This window comes from Pseudomonas sp. NPDC089741 (assembly GCF_044748825.1).
In the GTDB taxonomy this organism is placed as follows: Bacteria; Pseudomonadota; Gammaproteobacteria; order Pseudomonadales; family Pseudomonadaceae; genus Aquipseudomonas; species Aquipseudomonas helmanticensis.
On the sequence record NZ_JBIVGT010000011.1, the window covers coordinates 53430 to 69765 of the forward strand.

Annotated in this window: 17 protein-coding genes; 3 read left to right on the top strand and 14 right to left on the bottom strand. The window is 60.4% G+C overall.

Annotation, left to right across the window (positions count from 1 at the left end):
• Positions 1 to 12: 12 nt before the first annotated feature.
• The 3 genes from ACIPZE_RS13535 to ACIPZE_RS13545 all read right to left on the bottom strand — a co-directional run bounded on the left by ACIPZE_RS13535 (position 13) and on the right by ACIPZE_RS13545 (position 3553).
• Positions 13 to 588, bottom strand: a complete 576-nt coding sequence (locus ACIPZE_RS13535) for a YceI family protein (RefSeq protein ID WP_053124658.1) — start codon at positions 586 to 588, stop codon at positions 13 to 15.
• A 31-nt stretch (positions 589 to 619) separates the two neighbouring features.
• Positions 620 to 1171, bottom strand: coding sequence for a cytochrome b (locus ACIPZE_RS13540; RefSeq protein WP_400773256.1), 552 nt, complete (start codon positions 1169 to 1171; stop codon positions 620 to 622).
• Positions 1172 to 1783: 612 nt separating this feature from the next.
• The gene (locus ACIPZE_RS13545; protein ID WP_283438492.1) at positions 1784 to 3553 is read right to left on the bottom strand and encodes a flavin monoamine oxidase family protein; all 1770 of its coding nucleotides are present in this window, start codon (positions 3551 to 3553) and stop codon (positions 1784 to 1786) included.
• 221 nt (positions 3554 to 3774) lie between these two features.
• Here ACIPZE_RS13545 and ACIPZE_RS13550 point away from each other — a divergent pair, with 221 nt between their 5' ends.
• The gene (locus ACIPZE_RS13550; protein WP_007913711.1) at positions 3775 to 5181 is read left to right on the top strand and encodes an adenosylmethionine--8-amino-7-oxononanoate transaminase; all 1407 of its coding nucleotides are present in this window, start codon (positions 3775 to 3777) and stop codon (positions 5179 to 5181) included.
• A gap of 209 nt (positions 5182 to 5390) precedes the next feature.
• A complete protein-coding gene (locus ACIPZE_RS13555) occupies positions 5391 to 6110 on the top strand; it encodes a 16S rRNA (uracil(1498)-N(3))-methyltransferase (protein ID WP_400773257.1) in 720 nt (239 codons plus the stop codon).
• A 135-nt stretch (positions 6111 to 6245) separates the two neighbouring features.
• On the opposite strand, the gene ACIPZE_RS13560 is transcribed toward ACIPZE_RS13555, so the two are convergent.
• Positions 6246 to 6863, bottom strand: coding sequence for a hemolysin III family protein (locus ACIPZE_RS13560; RefSeq protein ID WP_283438491.1), 618 nt, complete (start codon positions 6861 to 6863; stop codon positions 6246 to 6248).
• 187 nt (positions 6864 to 7050) lie between these two features.
• On the opposite strand from ACIPZE_RS13560, the gene ACIPZE_RS13565 reads away from it, so the two are divergent.
• Positions 7051 to 7971: a LysR substrate-binding domain-containing protein gene (locus ACIPZE_RS13565; RefSeq protein ID WP_129395882.1), complete on the top strand. Its 921-nt coding sequence runs from the start codon at positions 7051 to 7053 to the stop codon at positions 7969 to 7971.
• 207 nt (positions 7972 to 8178) lie between these two features.
• Here the strand turns inward: ACIPZE_RS13565 and madM are convergent, their stop codons facing one another.
• The 10 genes from madM to ACIPZE_RS13615 all read right to left on the bottom strand — a co-directional run bounded on the left by madM (position 8179) and on the right by ACIPZE_RS13615 (position 16069).
• Positions 8179 to 8943 (bottom strand): malonate transporter subunit MadM, encoded by a 765-nt coding sequence (madM, locus tag ACIPZE_RS13570; protein WP_129395883.1) that lies wholly within the window; start codon positions 8941 to 8943, stop codon positions 8179 to 8181.
• Between the two features lie 5 nt (positions 8944 to 8948).
• On the bottom strand, positions 8949 to 9341 hold the full coding sequence (madL, locus tag ACIPZE_RS13575; protein WP_129395884.1) for a malonate transporter subunit MadL: 393 nt from the start codon (positions 9339 to 9341) through the stop codon (positions 8949 to 8951).
• 66 nt (positions 9342 to 9407) lie between these two features.
• Positions 9408 to 10328 carry a malonate decarboxylase subunit epsilon gene (gene mdcH / locus ACIPZE_RS13580; RefSeq protein WP_283438489.1) on the bottom strand — a complete coding sequence of 307 codons (921 nt, stop codon included), beginning with the start codon at positions 10326 to 10328 and terminating at the stop codon, positions 9408 to 9410.
• A complete protein-coding gene (locus tag ACIPZE_RS13585; protein WP_400773261.1) occupies positions 10325 to 10945 on the bottom strand; it encodes a malonate decarboxylase holo-ACP synthase in 621 nt (206 codons plus the stop codon). The genes mdcH and ACIPZE_RS13585 overlap by 4 nt, the downstream gene beginning before the upstream one ends.
• Positions 10939 to 11724, bottom strand: coding sequence for a biotin-independent malonate decarboxylase subunit gamma (mdcE, locus tag ACIPZE_RS13590; RefSeq protein WP_400773263.1), 786 nt, complete (start codon positions 11722 to 11724; stop codon positions 10939 to 10941). The genes ACIPZE_RS13585 and mdcE overlap by 7 nt, the downstream gene beginning before the upstream one ends.
• Positions 11721 to 12572 carry a biotin-independent malonate decarboxylase subunit beta gene (locus ACIPZE_RS13595; protein ID WP_283438486.1) on the bottom strand — a complete coding sequence of 284 codons (852 nt, stop codon included), beginning with the start codon at positions 12570 to 12572 and terminating at the stop codon, positions 11721 to 11723. The genes mdcE and ACIPZE_RS13595 overlap by 4 nt, the downstream gene beginning before the upstream one ends.
• A complete protein-coding gene (locus tag ACIPZE_RS13600; RefSeq protein ID WP_007913697.1) occupies positions 12565 to 12864 on the bottom strand; it encodes a malonate decarboxylase subunit delta in 300 nt (99 codons plus the stop codon). Before ACIPZE_RS13600 ends, ACIPZE_RS13595 begins: the two co-directional genes overlap by 8 nt.
• On the bottom strand, positions 12864 to 13736 hold the full coding sequence (locus ACIPZE_RS13605; RefSeq protein ID WP_400773265.1) for a triphosphoribosyl-dephospho-CoA synthase: 873 nt from the start codon (positions 13734 to 13736) through the stop codon (positions 12864 to 12866). The genes ACIPZE_RS13600 and ACIPZE_RS13605 overlap by 1 nt, the downstream gene beginning before the upstream one ends.
• Complete coding sequence (gene mdcA / locus ACIPZE_RS13610; RefSeq protein ID WP_093429846.1) at positions 13736 to 15406, bottom strand: malonate decarboxylase subunit alpha; 1671 nt, start codon at positions 15404 to 15406, stop codon at positions 13736 to 13738. Before mdcA ends, ACIPZE_RS13605 begins: the two co-directional genes overlap by 1 nt.
• A gap of 297 nt (positions 15407 to 15703) precedes the next feature.
• Positions 15704 to 16069 (bottom strand): DUF6124 family protein, encoded by a 366-nt coding sequence (locus ACIPZE_RS13615; protein WP_137217436.1) that lies wholly within the window; start codon positions 16067 to 16069, stop codon positions 15704 to 15706.
• Between the last annotated feature and the right edge of the window lie 267 nt (positions 16070 to 16336).

Consider the following 16336-nt stretch of genomic DNA (forward strand, 5'->3'; position numbering starts at 1 on the left):
GGCGGGGGAAAGTTATTTAACTTTCACGCCTTCCAGCGAGATGTCCAGATCTGCAGTTTGCGAGGTAGGACCTGGGCCCTTGATCCCGAAATCGTTCAGGTTGAGGGTGGTGGTGGCGTTGAAACCAGCACGCTCGCCGCCCCATGGATCCTTGCCTTCGCCGTTGAACGTGGCCTTGAAGGTCACTGGCTTGGTCACGCCGTGCAGGGTCAGGTCGCCAGTCACGTCAGCAGTCTTTTCACCGGTCGATTTAACGGCAGTGGAGACGAACTTGGCATCAGCAAACTTGCCAACATCCAGGAAGTCTTTGCTGGCGATGTGCTTGTCACGTTCAGCGTGGTTCGACCACAGGCTGGCGGTTTTCACATCAACAGCGATCTTGCTGGCTTCAGGCTTGGCCGAATCCCACGAGAAAGTACCGTCGAAATCTTTGAAAGTACCGTGGATGAAGCTGTAACCCAGGTGGCTGATTTTCCAGTCAACGAAGGCGTGCTGACCTTCCTTGTCGATTTTGTAGTCCGCTGCCATGGCCTGAGCCGAGAGCAGTGCAGAACCGATTGCCAGAGCGGCCAGAGTCTTTTTCAACATGCTTTCTTTTCCTTTGAGTCGAGGTTGAATTTCAGGCTTTGCGACCGAGCATTCGTGTCAGGGTCGCATCACGATCGAGAAAGTGGTGCTTCAATGCTGCCAACGCATGGAGACCGGAAAAAATTACCAGCGCCCACGCCAGCCAGAGATGAATCACCCCAGCGGTATCTGCCTGATCCGGTAGCCCGGAAACCAGTGCAGGAACTTCAAACAGGCCAAACACCGGGATCCCGACACCGTCTGCGGTGGAAATCAGGTAACCGGCAAGCATCACAGTGAACAGCGCCAGATAGAGAAACCCGTGGCCGAACTTGGCGCCGATACGGGTCATGCGGCTGTAGCTTTGCAGCGTCGGCGGCGGTGGGCTGATAAAGCGCCACAACACCCGCAACACCATCACGGCCAGCAACACCAGGCCGATGCTCTTGTGCAGATCCGGCGCCTCTTTGCGCCAGCTGCTGTAGTAATCCAGCCCGACCATCCACAGGCCCAACGCGAACAGCCCGAAGACCACCAGCGCCACGCCCCAGTGCATGAAGATGCTGACCCAACCATAGCGCGATGAAGAGTTACGTAGCTGCATTGCCCAAATCCTGTGAGAACTGCGAACCAAGACTAGCGAGTTATCTATCGAATTAAAGCGGAAAATTTCGCTTTGAAATATCGATAAATACGATCAAGAGTCTGTAAGTGGCGTGTTAAGGAAAGATTAAAGGCGATTACGGCGTGGGGCGTCTGGACAAATGATCGTTGCTGAACCCTCGGGCGCCTGCACAAGCGCAAGCAAAGGTGGCCATGGGAAACTGCCGAACGGGACAGAGTTATTCGTGGAACCGGCCCTTTATTCATGGCTGATTAGTTATGAAGCACCGCCGGTGGTTGCAGGCAATCGGCGCTGTAGGGATCTATCTGGCATTTATGCGCGAGTTCTGAACTATAACCGCCAGGTAATAAGCGCCCGTTGGAGCAACCTGGAAGTGCAATCAGCAAAAGCATGAGCGTGAACGTTTTCATCAAGTGCCTCCTATTTTTCCCAGCATAGAATTGGCGCCGGGGCACCCGCTATCACCTCAGTCTGAGTACTTTGTGGGAAGGCTCCGGTACACAAGTAAGCCCCGTGACCGGATGGCGAAGGACAAAATTGCAGGGCAAAAAAACGCGACCCGAAGGTCGCGTTTTTTATTGAAGCAAAGGCTTACTGCGCCTTGGTCTCAGTAGTGGCTGCCGGTTTGGCCGCTGGCTTCTTCGCCGGTTCGGCCTTTTTCGCTGCCGGTTTGGCTGGGGCCTTCTTCGCCTCGGTTTTAGCTGCAGGCTTCTTCGCCGCTGGCTTGGCCGCCGCTTTCTTCGCCGGTTCAGCTTTCACCGGAGTCACTGGCTTCGGTGCTTCCACCGGAGCTGGCGCAGGTGCCGGAGTCGGCGCAGGCGCTGGAGCAACCGGAGCAGGAGCTGGCTCTGGCGCCTTCACAGGCTCTGGCTTCTTCTCGTCATCCGAACCGCCGAACAGGTTGCTGAAGAAGTTGCCCTTCTTCGCTGCCACGGCACCCGCCGCGCCTGCCGCTGCTGCAGCCGGCAGCACTTTGGCTGGCTCGAACGATTTGCCTGCCGCCAGATCTTCAACCTGACTGGCCGCACGCTGACCGGTGCGCAGTGCACCTTCCAGGGTGCCCGGGTACAAGGTGTCGGTGTGTTCGCCAGCGAACGTCACACGCTGCAGCGGACGTTCCCACAGACGCCAGAACTTGCTGATCTGGCCCGGGCCGTAAGCCAGGTACGCGCCACCCATCGAAGGATCGGTGCTGTAGCGACGGATTTCATAACCGGTGAACGAGCCACGGGCCTGTGGATAAAACGCGTGCAGACGAATCAGCACCTGATCGACCATCTGTTTGTCGCCAAACGCCTGCATCACGCGGGCATTGTCGCCGGACAGGTTGATCACCACGTTGGCGCCGCCCTTCAGGGCTGGTTCGATCCAGAGCATACCGAGACCGGTGTTGCTGTAGATCTCGCCGGACATGCGCGCCTTGCTTTCCCACACCGGCGTCTTGAACTTCAGCATGATCTGGTCGCGCCAACCGTAGTTGGTGCCCTTGATCGCCGCAAGATGCTGAGCATCCAGCGCAGGCGTCAGCGCAATCTTGTTCAGTGCACGCAATGGCACGGCCAGCACCACGTAGTCAGCCTGGTAGCCAACGCTGCCGACCTTGACGGTCACGCCGTCCTTGTCCTGGGTGATCGCCGACACTGGCGCGTTGGTCTTGATGGTTTTGATCTGTTTGACGAACGCCTGCGCCAGTACCTGGCTACCGCCGACCAGACGCGAAGCGCGCAGGTCACGGTCGGACACGCCGCGATAGACGCGGTTCTGCTGCGCGAAATACAGCAGCGACAGACGCGAAGGCTCGTCGTAGTGAGTGCGGATGTCCTGGTTGATCAACTGACGCGCGGTCGCTGGCAAGTTCTGCTTGTCGAGCCAGCTCGATACGGTGATCTGGTCCAGCGCGTGCAGGGTGTTGGTCGCGGCCGGGTTCTGCGGATCGTCGATCGAACGCGCCAGATCGTCGAGGGTTTTCTGGTAGCGCTTCAAGGCATCGGCGGTGGCCGGCTGCTTGGTCGCCAGATCAGCGGCGGAGAAATACTCGCCGTCGATCAGATAACCCGGCGTACGCACGAATTCCGGTGCTGGCGTGGTGCCCAGCTTGAAGGTCGAAACGTACTTGTTCAGCACCGGCTGGGTCTTGTCGTTGCCGATCCACTCGCTGGTGGCCATACCGGAGCGACCGCCCAGGCTTGGTTTGGCTTCCAGCAGGGTGACCTGCCAACCTTTGTTTTGCAGTTCGTAAGCGGCAGTCAGGCCCGACAGGCCGCCACCGATCACGATTGCGGTTTTATCCTTGGCCAGCGCCGTAACGCTGAACAGCCCCAATATCACCAGCGCACAGGCGCGCAGCCAACCGACAGACATTCAGCGAACTCCGGAAATACACAGAAAAAAGCAGTTGTGCGGGTCAGACGACCCAAAGAACCGCGAAGAATACGTTAGCCATCAAAACGCCGCCAGCGACGTCTATCGGCTCATACAAAGTAGCTCAATCGACACAATGGGTTGTCCCCGCGCGACGCATTGCATAGGCTTGCGCGATTGTTTGCCCGCGCCTGACGCGAGCCGCCTCGAGGAGACTGTAAATGGGCCTGAATAACCAGTGGATGCAACGCGACCTCGCGGTGTTGTGGCATCCCTGCACCCAGATGAAAGACCACGAACAGCTGCCGCTGATCCCGATCAAGCGCGGTGAAGGCGTCTGGCTCGAAGACTTCGAAGGCAAGCGCTACCTCGACGCCGTCAGCTCGTGGTGGGTCAACGTGTTCGGCCACGCCAACCCGCGCATCAACCAGCGCATCAAGGATCAGGTCGATCAGCTTGAGCACGTGATTCTGGCGGGTTTCAGCCATCAGCCGGTGATCGAGCTGTCCGAGCGTCTGGTGAAGATGACGCCGGAAGGCCTGAACCGGGTGTTCTACGCCGATAACGGTTCGTCCTGCATCGAAGTCGCGCTGAAAATGAGCTTTCACTACTGGCTCAATCGCGGCCAACCGAACAAAAAGCGTTTCGTCACCCTGACCAACAGCTACCACGGTGAAACCATGGCGGCGATGGCGGTCGGCGACGTGCCGCTGTTCACCGAGACCTACAAAGCGCTGCTGATGGACACCATCAAAGTGCCGAGTCCGGATTGCTACGGGCGCCCCGAAGGCATGAGCTGGGAAGAACATTCGCGCAACATGTTTGCGGCCATGGAACAGACATTGGCCGAGAACCATGACAGCGTCGCGGCAGTGATCGTCGAGCCGCTGATTCAGGGCGCTGGCGGCATGCGCATGTATCACCCGGTGTATCTGAAATTGCTGCGCGAGGCTTGTGATCGCTACGGCGTGCACTTGATCCTCGATGAAATCGCCGTTGGTTTCGGCCGTACCGGGACGATGTTTGCCTGTGAGCAGGCCGGCATTCGCCCGGACTTCCTCTGTCTGTCGAAGGCCCTGACCGGCGGCTACCTGCCGCTGGCGGCGTGCCTGACCACCGACGAGGTCTACAGCGCGTTTTACGACGACTATCCGACCTTGCGCGCGTTCCTGCATTCGCACAGCTACACCGGCAACCCGCTGGCGTGCGCGGCGGCACTGGCGACGCTGGATATTTTCGAGCAGGACAACGTCATCGAGAACAACAAGGCGCTGGCCCAACGCATGGCCTCGGCGACGGCGCATCTGGTCGATCATCCGAATGTGTCGGAAGTGCGCCAGACCGGCATGGTCCTGGCCATCGAGATGGTCAAGGATAAGGCCACGAAAGAGGCCTACCCTTGGCAGGAGCGTCGCGGTTTGAAGGTGTTCCAGCATGCGCTGGAGCGTGGCGCGCTGCTGCGTCCGCTGGGCAGCGTGGTGTATTTCCTGCCGCCGTACGTGATCACCCCGGAGCAGATCGACTTCCTCGCCGAAGTCGCCAGCGAAGGCATCGACATCGCTACCCGTGACAGCGTCAGCGTCGCCGTGCCAAAAGATTTCCACCCCGGCTTCCGCGATCCGGGTTGATTGCCATCTAAAGGTTTGAAAAAAACCCTGTGGCGAGGGGATTTATCCCCGTTCGGCTGCGCAGCAGTCGTGAAATCAGCACACGCAATACTCCTGACTCACCGCGTTTGCAGATTTTAGGGCGGCTTCGCCACCCAACGGGGATAAATCCCCTCACCACAAAAGCTCTTCACTACAGTGACTACGCGCCAATTTTTTAGAGACCCGAAATGAGACTGTCCCGCTTCTTTATCGACGCTCCCCTGAGCACCGGCGAACACGAATTGCCGGAAGCCCAGGCGCATTACATCAGCCGCGTGCTGCGCATGGCCGAGGACGATGCGGTGCAGCTGTTCGACGGCTCCGGCCATGAGTTTCGCGGCGTCCTACTGGAAGTCGGCAAGAAGCGCGTGACCGTGCAGATCGACGAGCAATTCGCCGGTCAGGTCGAATCGCCGTTGCACATTCACCTCGGCCAGGGCCTGTCCCGTGGCGAGCGGATGGATTGGGCGATTCAGAAAGCCACCGAGCTGGGCGTGAATGAAATTACGCCGATTTTCAGCGATCGCTGCGAAGTCCGCCTCAAGGATGAGCGAGCCGACAAACGCCTGCTGCACTGGCGTCAGGTGGCGATCAGCGCGTGCGAGCAATGTGGTCGTTCGCGGGTACCGGTGATTCATCCGCCGGTGTTGCTGGCGGACTGGATCAAACAGACCGAAGCCGAGTTGAAACTGGTGCTGCATCCGGTGGCCGAGCCGTTGGTGAGTCATGCCAAACCGGCGACTCTGGCATTTCTGATCGGGCCTGAAGGCGGTTTGACGGATGCCGAAGTCGAGCAGGCCAAGGGTAACGGCTTCCACGCCGCCCGCCTCGGCCCGCGAGTGTTGCGCACCGAGACGGCGCCGGTTGTGGCGTTGGCGGTAGCCCAACAATTGTGGGGTGATTTCTAATCCTTTTTGCCGAATTGATCATTCCCACGCTCTGCGTGGGAATGCCGCCCGGGACGCTCCGCGTCCCAAACGGCGTGACGCAGAGCGTCACAGGAGGCGTTACCACGCAGAGCGTGGGAACGATCAGTCAGCCGGCTAGAGGACATAAAACAGAATCGCGACAAAGTGCAGCAAGCTTCCGGCAATCACAAACAGATGCCAGATCCCATGCGCATGCCGCAGCCGGTGATCCAGGGCAAAAAAGATAATCCCCACCGTGTACAAAACCCCGCCCGACGCCAGCCAGGCAAACCCTGTTGTGCCCAGCGCCGCAATCAAAGGCTTCACCGCCACCAACACAATCCAGCCCATCACCGCGTAAATCACGATCGACAGAATCCGCGCCTCCGAACGCGGTTTGATCTCTTGCAGAATGCCGATCAACGCCAGCCCCCAGACAATCCCGAACAGCGTCCAGCCCCACGCCCCGCGCAGGGTCACCAGGCAGAACGGTGTATAGCTGCCGGCAATCAACAGGTAGATCGAAAAGTGATCGACCTTCTTCATGATCGCTTTCTTGCGCCCGCGCACGCTGTGGTAAACCGTCGAAGCGCTGTAGAGCACCAGCAAAGTGAACGCGTAGATCGCCACACTGACAATCTTCCACGGACTGCCATCCAGGCTGGCAATCACCAACATCCACACGCCGCCGACAAAAGCCGCCACCGCCCCGACCAGATGGGTCCAGGCGTTCAATCGTTCTCCGTGATACATGTATTGCTTACCTCATATTCATTACCGCAGCGCGCAAGGCTCGGGCCTTGAGCGTAAAAGCGCAATCAAAAGATCGCAGCCTGCGGCAGCTCCTACAGGTAATCGCATTCCAATGTAGGAGCTGCCGAAGGCTGCGATCTTTTGATCTTCCGTGCACAATCGGCCGATACCAAAAAGAGTCCGCGCCATGCTGATCGACGAAGAGTTGACCCTGAAAAAACTCGAGGTGTTCCTCGCCTTCATGCGCACCGGCAACCTCGCCCGCGCCGCTGCCGAACTGCAGACCAGCAACGTCAGCGTGCACCGCGCGATTCACTCGCTGGAAAGCGCCCTGCGCTGCCCGCTGTTCAAACACGAAGGCCGCAATCTGACGCCGCTGGAAAGCGCTTACGTCCTCGAAGAACGCGCGCAGAAACTGATCAACGACGTCGTCGAAAGCGTACGCCTGACCCGCGAAGCTGCCGGCTTCTCTGCCGAACGCTTCAAACTCGGCTCCTTGTATTCGCTGACGGTAAAAACCGTACCGCAACTGATCATGGGCCTGAAAATCCGCCGCAGCGAACTCAATATCGACCTGATCCTCGGCTCGAACATCGACCTGCTCTACAAGTTGAAGAACATGGAAGTCGACGCGATTCTGGTGTCGCTGGACGACAGTATCAACGACCCGGATTGCGAACAGATTGCGCTGTTTTCCGACGACATATTCCTCGCCACTCCGGCGGATTCAAAGTTTGCCCAGCGCAGTGAAGTGGACCTGGCGGAAGTGCGCGATGAAACGTTCATCACCTTGACCCAAGGCTTCGCGACGCATCAGGACGGCAACCGGGTGTTCAAGCAGGCGGGGTTCGAGCCGAAGGTGGCGATGCAGGTGAATGACATCTTCACGCTGCTGAGCATGGTCAGCTCGGGGGTGGGTTATGCGTTGCTGCCGGGAAGGATCGCTGCGGTGTATGAGAACCGGGTGAAGCTGATTCCGTTGCAGGAGAAGTACCGGTTGCAGCAGCACATTGGCGTGGTGTTCTTGAAGGCCAAGGAGCGCGATCCGAATTTGCTGGCGTTGTTGGCGGAGTGTCGGATGTATGCCAATCGGCAGGTTGGGGTTTAGATCAAGATCAAGAGCTATCCCCTCACCCCAGCCCTCTCCCCCAAGGGGGCGAGGGGGAAAGGGAGCAGATCTCCGTGGGTTTCAAGGCCTGAGTTCGACTCAGGACTTTCAGGTCGGCGTACCTCGAACATCCAACTCGGTCAGTCCCCTCTCCCTACGGGCGGTCCGACGTTTCGGGAGGGCTAGGGTGAGGGCCGCTTTTAGCGATTAACCCACCAACCCGCGCATCGCCAAAAACAACAGCGAAGGCCCAAGCAAACACCCGAGCGCCGTATAAAACGCCGCCGTCAGACACCCATAAGGCACCAGCTTTGGATCCGTCGCCGCCAACCCGCCGGCCACACCGCTGGACGTGCCCATCAGTCCGCCGAAAATCACCGCACTGCGCGGGTTATTGAGGCCGATCATCGGCGCCACGAACGGCGTCATCACCATCACCAGAATCGCCTTGATCAGCCCCGCCGCAATCGACAGCGCCATCACCTCGGAACTCGCACCAATCGCCGCGCCGGTCACTGGCCCGACGATGTAAGTCACCGCGCCCGCGCCAATGGTGGTCAGACTCACCGCATCGGTATAACCGAACGCCATCGCCACGCCGACCCCAGCGACAAACGACGTACCGACACCTACAAACAGCGCCAGCACACCGACAAACCCGGCACGCTTGAGCTCTTCAACACTGACACCAAACGCCGTGGCAACAATCGCGAAATCGCGCAACATCGCCCCGCCGAGCAAGCCGATGCCGGACAGCAAGGGAATATCCACCACACCCTTCTGCCCGCCAGTCAGTGCGCCGCCGACATACGACAGCACCAGCCCGAGCAAAATAGCGATGGCCGAGCCGTGCAAGCGGCCCTTGGTGAAGGTGTTGGACATCCAGTAGGACACCCACATGGTCAGGCCGACAATCAGGAAACCGCTGATCAAACCGTAACCGGTGATGACTTTCATCATTGATTCGTACATGGCGATTACCCCGCAGTCTTGGCTGGAGCGATCGGGGTCTGCTCCTTGTTGCCCATGCGCGTCAGCACCGGCACCAAGGCAAAGGCGATGACCACGGCCAGCGTCCCGGCGAGGATCGCCATTGGCCCGCCCTTCAGTGCGCCGTAGACGTTTTGCTGGGCCGCCATGGCCACCACGATAGGAATGTAGACCGCGCTCCAGAATTCGACACCCTGCTCGGTCTTGCCCTTGAGCCAGCCGCTTTTGTTGAGGTAACTGCCCAGGCCAATCAACAGCAGCATCGCGATACCGACACCGCCGACGTTGGCCGGCACGCCGATCAGCTTGCCGAGCAGTTCACCGACCCAGATACCCACCAGCGTACAAAAGGCGAGAAACGCCACACCGTAAATAATCATTGTTGTAGTCCTCAAAGTGCATCGTCGAATGTTGTTTTTGTTGTTCGAAGCTTGAGTCGCGGCGGTTTAAAGTTGGCGGCTACCCTCCTCACGCAACAGCGCCTGCAAGGTGTCGAGACGCGCACTGTCGAAGGCAGTGACTGTGCCCTGCTCGAACACCCGGCGCGCCAGCCCGGTCAGCACCGCACCGGGCGGCAGTTCGATCTGTAAACGCACGCCGCGCTCGTAAGCGCTTTGCACGGTGCCGCGCCAATCCACCACGCGGCACATGTTGAAGGCGAGGTCGTCGCGCAGCGCTTCTACTTTGGTCACAGGGCGTGCGCGGCTGCCGCTCAGGTAAGCGATTTTCGCGGTTTTCAGTTCAACCTTGGCGAAGGCTTCGGCGAGGGTTTGTGCCGGTTTTTCCAGCAGTGGGCAGTGCGAAGGCACGCTCACTGCCAGACGTTTGGCCAGACCGGCGCCACGACTGCGCGCGAGTTCAGCCACGGCTTGCATGGCCTTGTCGCTGCCGGCAATCACCACCTGGTTATCGGCATTGATGTTGGCCAGATACACCGGCGAATCTTCGCTGTGCACCTGCGCCAGCAGCGTTTCGACTGTGGATAACTGCAGGCCGATGATCGCGGTCATTCCATAGCCTTGTGGATAAGCTTGCTGCATCAGTTCGCCGCGCAGGCTGACCAGATGCAGCGCATCGCTGAAGCTCAAGGCGCCGGCAACCACCGCTGCCGGGTAAGCGCCGATGGACAGGCCGGCGACATAATCTGCCGTGAGTCCGTCTTGCAACAGCTGCCGCGAAGCAGCGACGCCGGCGATCAGCAGGCACAGCTGAACCGCCCTTGTCGTGCGCAACGCTGCGCTGGAATCCAGCAGCGATACATCTTCACCGAGCACATCACTGGCCTCGACCAACGATTCCCGAGGCAAACGCTGCAGCATGCCCGCTTGCTGCGCACCCTGGCCGGGGAACACCAGCAGACTGCTCACGCTGCCTGCTCCTGCGGGTTCCATGGATCGATCACCAGGCACGCCTGATGAGCATTTTTCAGCAGCACGCGCGCCGAACCGCTGGCCCATTCACGCAACGCCACAGCACCAAACGGAGTCTGCAATTGCAGGTCGACCCGGCACACGGCCTGATCAAAAAGTTCGACCAGTTTGCGTGCCTGATTACGAGTGATCAGTTGCGGTGTACGCAGAATCAAATCGAGGTCGCTGGCCGCGTGCATCGCGATAAAACCACTGGCCAATTCAAACCCGACACTGCCACTGACACCCCAGACCCAACCGCAATCGTCGAGCATTGGCCGCAGTTGTTTGAGCGCCTGCATCACTGGCAGATCGCGTTCGCAATCGACATGACAAAGCACTTCGGGGCTGACCCGACAGGCAGTCGAACCCAGTGCCATAAACGCTGCCAGCCGCTGCTCGCGCAACACACCGCGCACGCCGACCGCGACAAAACCTTCAGCACTCAACGCGCGCCGCACCACCACCGGTTGCCCAGCGGCCAGCGACTCGACCGCCCACAACGGCGCATCCGCCGGCAACTGCGCCGGGGTCATGCCCCAGAGCAGATCGTGGGCCAGAGGCGTGCTCACCACTGCGCCCTCAACAGTTCGCGCACTTTGCTGGAAGCCGCACGATTTTTCGCGCCGAGACGATTGCTCAAGTCAGTGCTGGAGACATCGCCGATGGCTTGTTTGAGGCATTCGTTAACCCTTGAGAGATCCTCCGCCGTCGGCTGCTCGATCTGCTGCACCGACAAGGTTTCCCAGAGCAATCCGAGACTCGCATAGCTGTCGATGTCATAAGCCATCGGCGGCACGCTGGCGGCCAACGCTTCCAGCTCTTCAACAGTGCGCAAGGTCACCCGTGCGGCCGAAGCTTTGCCCATCGCATGCACCATCACGCCCGGATCGCGCAGCGCAATCAAACGGTTGGCCTGGTAACCATGAGCCAGAAACGCCCCGGACATAGCCTTACCCACCAACAACGCAATCACCGGATGCCCGGCCAGACGTGCGCGGGCATAACTGTCCGCCGCACCGGCCAGCGCCTGGTGAATGCCGAGGGCTTCTTCACGGCGACCGTAGGCCTGGCTCGGCACATCGACGATGGCGATGATCGGGCGCTTCTGCGCTTTATCGCGGTCAGCCGTGATCGCGTCATCCACAGCCTTGGCCAGACCCCAGCCTTCGAGCAAGCCGACTTCGCCATTACGAGCACGCGGAAAACGATTGTCCGGATCAGCGACCACAGCGATAAAACGCCCCAATTCACCGTCAGCGACCCTCAACGATGGCGGCAGCCCTTCGACCTTGAGAGCGCCGGCGCTCAAGGCGTTAAACCAGTTCAAACCGCGCAATGAATAACCGCTCATGAGCGCTCTCCTTGATACAGGTCGCGAACCACCGACGGTTCGATTTGCGGGTCAGTGTTCAGACTGCCGAGACGTTGCAGAAACCATTCGGCGCGTTGGCTGCGCGGCTGCGCCGGCAAACCTTGCTGGAGCAATTCACCGACCTGCTGACGAATCTTCGCCACGTCGTCGGCGACATAACGATCCACCAGACCACTGGCAAAACGCTGCTCGCCACCGGTCAGGCTCCAGATGAAGGGACGGTCGCGGGAGTCGTATTCCTCGATCCCGGCTTCTTGCTCAATCACCTGCGGGCCGTTCAAACCAAGGCGTGCTTCCTGAGTCACCAGCAAATAACTGCACAGCGCCGCCGCAATCGACATGCCGCCGAAGCAACCGACGCTACCCGCAACCACACCGACCACCGGTTGGTACTGCTGCAAATCGACAATCGCCGCATGAATATCAGCAATCGCCGCCAGCCCGAGATTGGCCTCCTGCAAGCGCACGCCACCGGTTTCCAGCAGCAACACCGCGCGGGTCGGAATGCCTTTACGGTTGTCTTCAGCCGCCAGTTCCAGCGCGCCGGCAATCTTCGCCCCACCGACTTCGCCAAGGCTGCCACCCTGGAACGCGCCTTCAATCGCGGCAATGACTATCGGCAAACCGTCGAGGCTGCCCTTGGCGATCACCACGCCGTCATCGGCCTGCGGCACCACGCCCTGGCGTTCGAGCCACGGCGACATCACCCGTTGAAACGGATCAAGCAATTCGCGAAAGCTGCCGGCATCGAGCAAAGCCTTCGCCCGTTGCCGCGCGCCGAGTTCGACGAAGCTGTGTTTGTTAAGCAACGCTGCGCTGTCAGTCATGGCCGATCTCCTCGAAACCTTGTTCCAGACGCAAGCGCACCACCCCCGGCGTCGCGCCGAAATCGTGGATATCAATAGCCATCGCCGGCGGCGTGGTGCCGTCGAACATCCGCGCAAACAGGTGCTGCCAACGCAACTGGGCGCCGTTGACCGAGGTCTGCACATTGATCGTCAGCTTGCCGGCCAGGCCCGGTTCGATCAGCACTTCCAGATCACCCGAGCCGACACAACCAACCAGCGCGCGACCGCGTGGCGGCTGCCCGGCGGGGAATTCAAACGATAGGGTTTCCATCAAAACGCTCCCTGAAGGATGCCGTCGCGCTCGATACGGTCGAGCAGCAGCGTGGCGGCGAGCAAGTCGGCGGCGCCACCGGGCGAGGCATTCAATGCGATGAGTTGTTGATCCAGTTCGTGCAGCCGGCGGCGACCGCTGAGGCTGGCGCTACCACCGGCGTCGAGTACCGCTTGCGCGCCGAGTTGCATGGCTTGCAAGCCCTCTTCGCCGGCGCGGTAGAGCACGCAGGTGTCAGCGAGGTCAGTCATGATCGCGAGCAAGGCATCGAGTCGAGCGTTCTGTTCGCCGTGGCCGTTGGCGCGGCTGCGTTTGAGTTGTGGCAAGCCACGTTGCAGAACTGAGGGGAAGCCGAGTTGCGCTTCTTCACGAGCACCGCGAGCGCCATAACGCAGGGCGACTTGGGCGCCGTGGCTCAAAGGTTTGGGGGCGTGGCGGTCATCCAGCAAGGCCAGTCGCGCGGCGCGCAATGAAACTGCATTGGCGCTGGTGGATTTCGGCTCCATTGCAGCGGCGGTCACCAACAATCCCAGCGCCCAAATTGCGCCGCGATGCGTGTTCACGCCGTTGGTGGTGGTGAGCATGGCTTGCTCGCCCTCACGGCCGATGCGGCCAATCGCTTCGCGCAACGTTGAATCGACTTCGCCGATTTCAACCGCTGCTTCAGCCATCTCCTTGAACGCCGGCCACAACGACAGCGCCGACGCGTGCATCAGGCCCAGGTGCAAATCGGTGTGCGCGCCATTGCCGCGACGGTCGACCAGTGCCGGTTTCGGCGACAGATCGGCTTCGTCAATCAGCGCGTCCACCGCCAGATCGGCCAATCGATCAGCCACGGACAGCGGTTTCGCTTGCAGGTTAAATGCGTGCATTACCAGCTCCTGAATTTGGCGGGCGGGTTGTACAGGCCGCCGGACCACTCGACCAGATCGGCCACGCTTTTTGCCGCGAGCAATTCGCGAGTGGCGTCGGTGCGGCGGATGCCGAGGTCTTCGGGCAAGGCGATCAGGCCTTCGCGGCGCATGCGTTCGGTGTCTTTCGGGTTGTGGCGCAGGCCGATGGCGGTGACGCCGGCGACTGCTGCGATCATCGCCTGGCGCTCTTCCAGCGAACGCGCCTTGTACAGGTAGGCGATGCCTTCTTCGGTGAGCAGGTGGGTGACGTCATCACCGTAGATCATGATCGGCGCCAGCGGCATGCCGCTTTTCTTCGCCACTTCCACCGCGTCGAGGGTTTCGACGAAGGTCGGTTTGCCGCCCTCCTGGAATGTCTCGACCATTTGCACCACGAGTTTCTTGCCGCGTTCGAGCATCGGTTGCTGCGAATCGTCGTGGCGCATGTCCAGCCACGCCGGGGTGCCGTGACGGCGACCGCGCGGGTCGTGGCCCATGTTCGGCGCGCCGCCGAAACCGGCGAGACGGCCACGGGTCACGGTCGAGGAATGGCCATCGCCATCGACCTGCAACGTCGCGCCGATAAACAGATCCACCGCGTATTGTCCGGCGAGTTGGCAGAACATCCGGTTGGAACGCAGTGAACCGTCACGGCCGGTGAAGAACACGTCCGGGCGGGCGGCGATGTAGTTTTCCATGCCCAGTTCGGTGCCGAAGCAATGCACGCTTTCGACCCAGCCGCTTTCAATCGCCGGGATCAATGTTGGGTGCGGGTTGAGCGTCCAGTTGCGGCAGATCTTGCCTTTGAGGCCTAGGGATTCGCCGTAGGTCGGCAGGATCAATTCGATGGCGGCGGTGTTGAAACCGATGCCGTGGTTGAGCGACTGCACGTTGTGTTTTTCGTAGATCCCGCGAATCGCCATCATCGCCATCAACACGTGCACAGGCTTGATGTGGCGTGGGTCGCGGGTGAACAGCGGTTCGATGTAGAACGGCTTGTCGGCGACCACGACGAAATCGACCCATGACGCGGGAATGTCCACTCGGGGCAGTTCGCTGACGTCGTCGACCAATTGGTTGACCTGGACGATGACGATGCCGTCGCTGAACGCTGCCGGCTCGATCAGCGCCGGGGTGTCTTCGGTGCTCGGGCCGGTGTAGATGTTACCGGCGCGGTCGGCCATGAACCCGGCCGAGAGCACGACGTTGGGGATCAGGTCCACCACCAGTCGCGCATAGAGTTCGATGTAAGTGTGAATCGCGCCGATTTCCAGCAGGCCGTCTTCAAGCAACTGGCTGATGCGCAGGCTCTGGGTGCCGGCGAAGGAGAAATCGAGCTTGCGGGCGATGCCGCGTTCGAACAGGTCGAGGTGCTCGGAGCGACCGACGCTGGGCATGATCATGTGCAGGTCGTGGAGCTTTTCCGGGTCGGCTTTGGCCAGCGAACGGGAGAGGAAATCCGCCTGCTTCTGGTTGTTGCCCTCCAGCACCACACGGTCGCCGGGATGAATCAGCGCTTCGAGCGCGGCGACGATCTTGTCGGTGGGCAACACCACACCGTCGGCCAGCCCGCGCACCTTGTCGAGGCGGCGCTGCTTCTCATCGCGCCGCCGCGTCCAGCGCGAGTCGGGGGAAATTGTTGTTGTCATGCTCACTCCACGGGGTTCGCTGTCGTGGAGCTAAGGTAGGCGTGTGGGGTGGGGGCATCAATCAAGCGCGGCGGTGAATCATTACGCTCAGGGTAACGATCAAGAGCCGCCCTCACCCTAGCCCTCTCCCGGGGGGAGAGGGGACCGACCGAGGTTTATAGCGCCATACATCGACCTGCCCCACCGAGTCGATTATGGATTCACAGCGGTACTTTCAGGTCGGCGTAACTTGTTAGCATCCCGCGGTCGGCCCCCTCTCCCTCCGGGAGAGGGCTGGGGTGAGGGTCGGCTTTTAAATCACTCCGTCGGCACCAACCGATCCAACAAACGGTTGACGGCCATCTCCGCCACCATCACCACCTGCGCAATACCTTGCACAGTCTTGCGGTGCGTACCTTCCACCGTTGCTGCGTGGTTATTGAGCATGACCGTAGCCGAACCAAGGGTTTCGCTGGCGTCAGCCAGCAGGGATTCGGTGTCGGCATTCGGGTTGGCCATGTACAGCGTGTTCGGGGTGTAGGGCGTGGCCATGAGGTCGGCGTTGGTCGGGCCGAGGTAATGGTCGAGGGCGCGTTCGGCGGCTTCGTGGAATTTCTTCGAATCGGGGGATTCGTAGGGGGATGCGGGATCTGCGAGCGGGGGGTTAGGCGTTGGTTTAATCATCTTCAGGTTCCGAAATTAAGCTGGAACCGCTTCTCTGCTAAAAGAAGGGGTGGCAGCTGAACGCAGGTTAGCAGACCGGGGAACCTAAGGAAGCCGGCGCGCCGAAGCGCCCTGCGCACAGCCGCCATCGAATGCAGGCGAAGCCTGACGATGGTGTATGTGCACCCTTAGATTAACCACGGGCTGCTAAACCCGATCACTGGAAATCAGTGACGGAATAAAGTTACGCAGCAAGCCCAAGGCGCACAAGCCGGCGGATTCTGGTGC

What these genes read in the sequence shown, in the direction of transcription:
- ACIPZE_RS13535 (WP_053124658.1), bottom strand. Translation starts at nt 588, where the DNA reads ATGTTGAAAAAGACTCTGGCCGCTCTGGCAATCGGTTCTGCACTGCTC.
- ACIPZE_RS13540 (WP_400773256.1), bottom strand. Translation starts at nt 1,171, where the DNA reads ATGCAGCTACGTAACTCTTCATCGCGCTATGGTTGGGTCAGCATCTTC.
- ACIPZE_RS13545 (WP_283438492.1), bottom strand. Translation starts at nt 3,553, where the DNA reads ATGTCTGTCGGTTGGCTGCGCGCCTGTGCGCTGGTGATATTGGGGCTG.
- ACIPZE_RS13550 (WP_007913711.1), top strand. Translation starts at nt 3,775, where the DNA reads ATGGGCCTGAATAACCAGTGGATGCAACGCGACCTCGCGGTGTTGTGG.
- ACIPZE_RS13555 (WP_400773257.1), top strand. Translation starts at nt 5,391, where the DNA reads ATGAGACTGTCCCGCTTCTTTATCGACGCTCCCCTGAGCACCGGCGAA.
- ACIPZE_RS13560 (WP_283438491.1), bottom strand. Translation starts at nt 6,863, where the DNA reads ATGTATCACGGAGAACGATTGAACGCCTGGACCCATCTGGTCGGGGCG.
- ACIPZE_RS13565 (WP_129395882.1), top strand. Translation starts at nt 7,051, where the DNA reads ATGCTGATCGACGAAGAGTTGACCCTGAAAAAACTCGAGGTGTTCCTC.
- madM (WP_129395883.1), bottom strand. Translation starts at nt 8,943, where the DNA reads ATGTACGAATCAATGATGAAAGTCATCACCGGTTACGGTTTGATCAGC.
- madL (WP_129395884.1), bottom strand. Translation starts at nt 9,341, where the DNA reads ATGATTATTTACGGTGTGGCGTTTCTCGCCTTTTGTACGCTGGTGGGT.
- mdcE (WP_400773263.1), bottom strand. Translation starts at nt 11,724, where the DNA reads ATGAGCGGTTATTCATTGCGCGGTTTGAACTGGTTTAACGCCTTGAGC.
- ACIPZE_RS13595 (WP_283438486.1), bottom strand. Translation starts at nt 12,572, where the DNA reads ATGACTGACAGCGCAGCGTTGCTTAACAAACACAGCTTCGTCGAACTC.
- ACIPZE_RS13600 (WP_007913697.1), bottom strand. Translation starts at nt 12,864, where the DNA reads ATGGAAACCCTATCGTTTGAATTCCCCGCCGGGCAGCCGCCACGCGGT.
- ACIPZE_RS13605 (WP_400773265.1), bottom strand. Translation starts at nt 13,736, where the DNA reads ATGCACGCATTTAACCTGCAAGCGAAACCGCTGTCCGTGGCTGATCGA.
- mdcA (WP_093429846.1), bottom strand. Translation starts at nt 15,406, where the DNA reads ATGACAACAACAATTTCCCCCGACTCGCGCTGGACGCGGCGGCGCGAT.
- ACIPZE_RS13615 (WP_137217436.1), bottom strand. Translation starts at nt 16,069, where the DNA reads ATGATTAAACCAACGCCTAACCCCCCGCTCGCAGATCCCGCATCCCCC.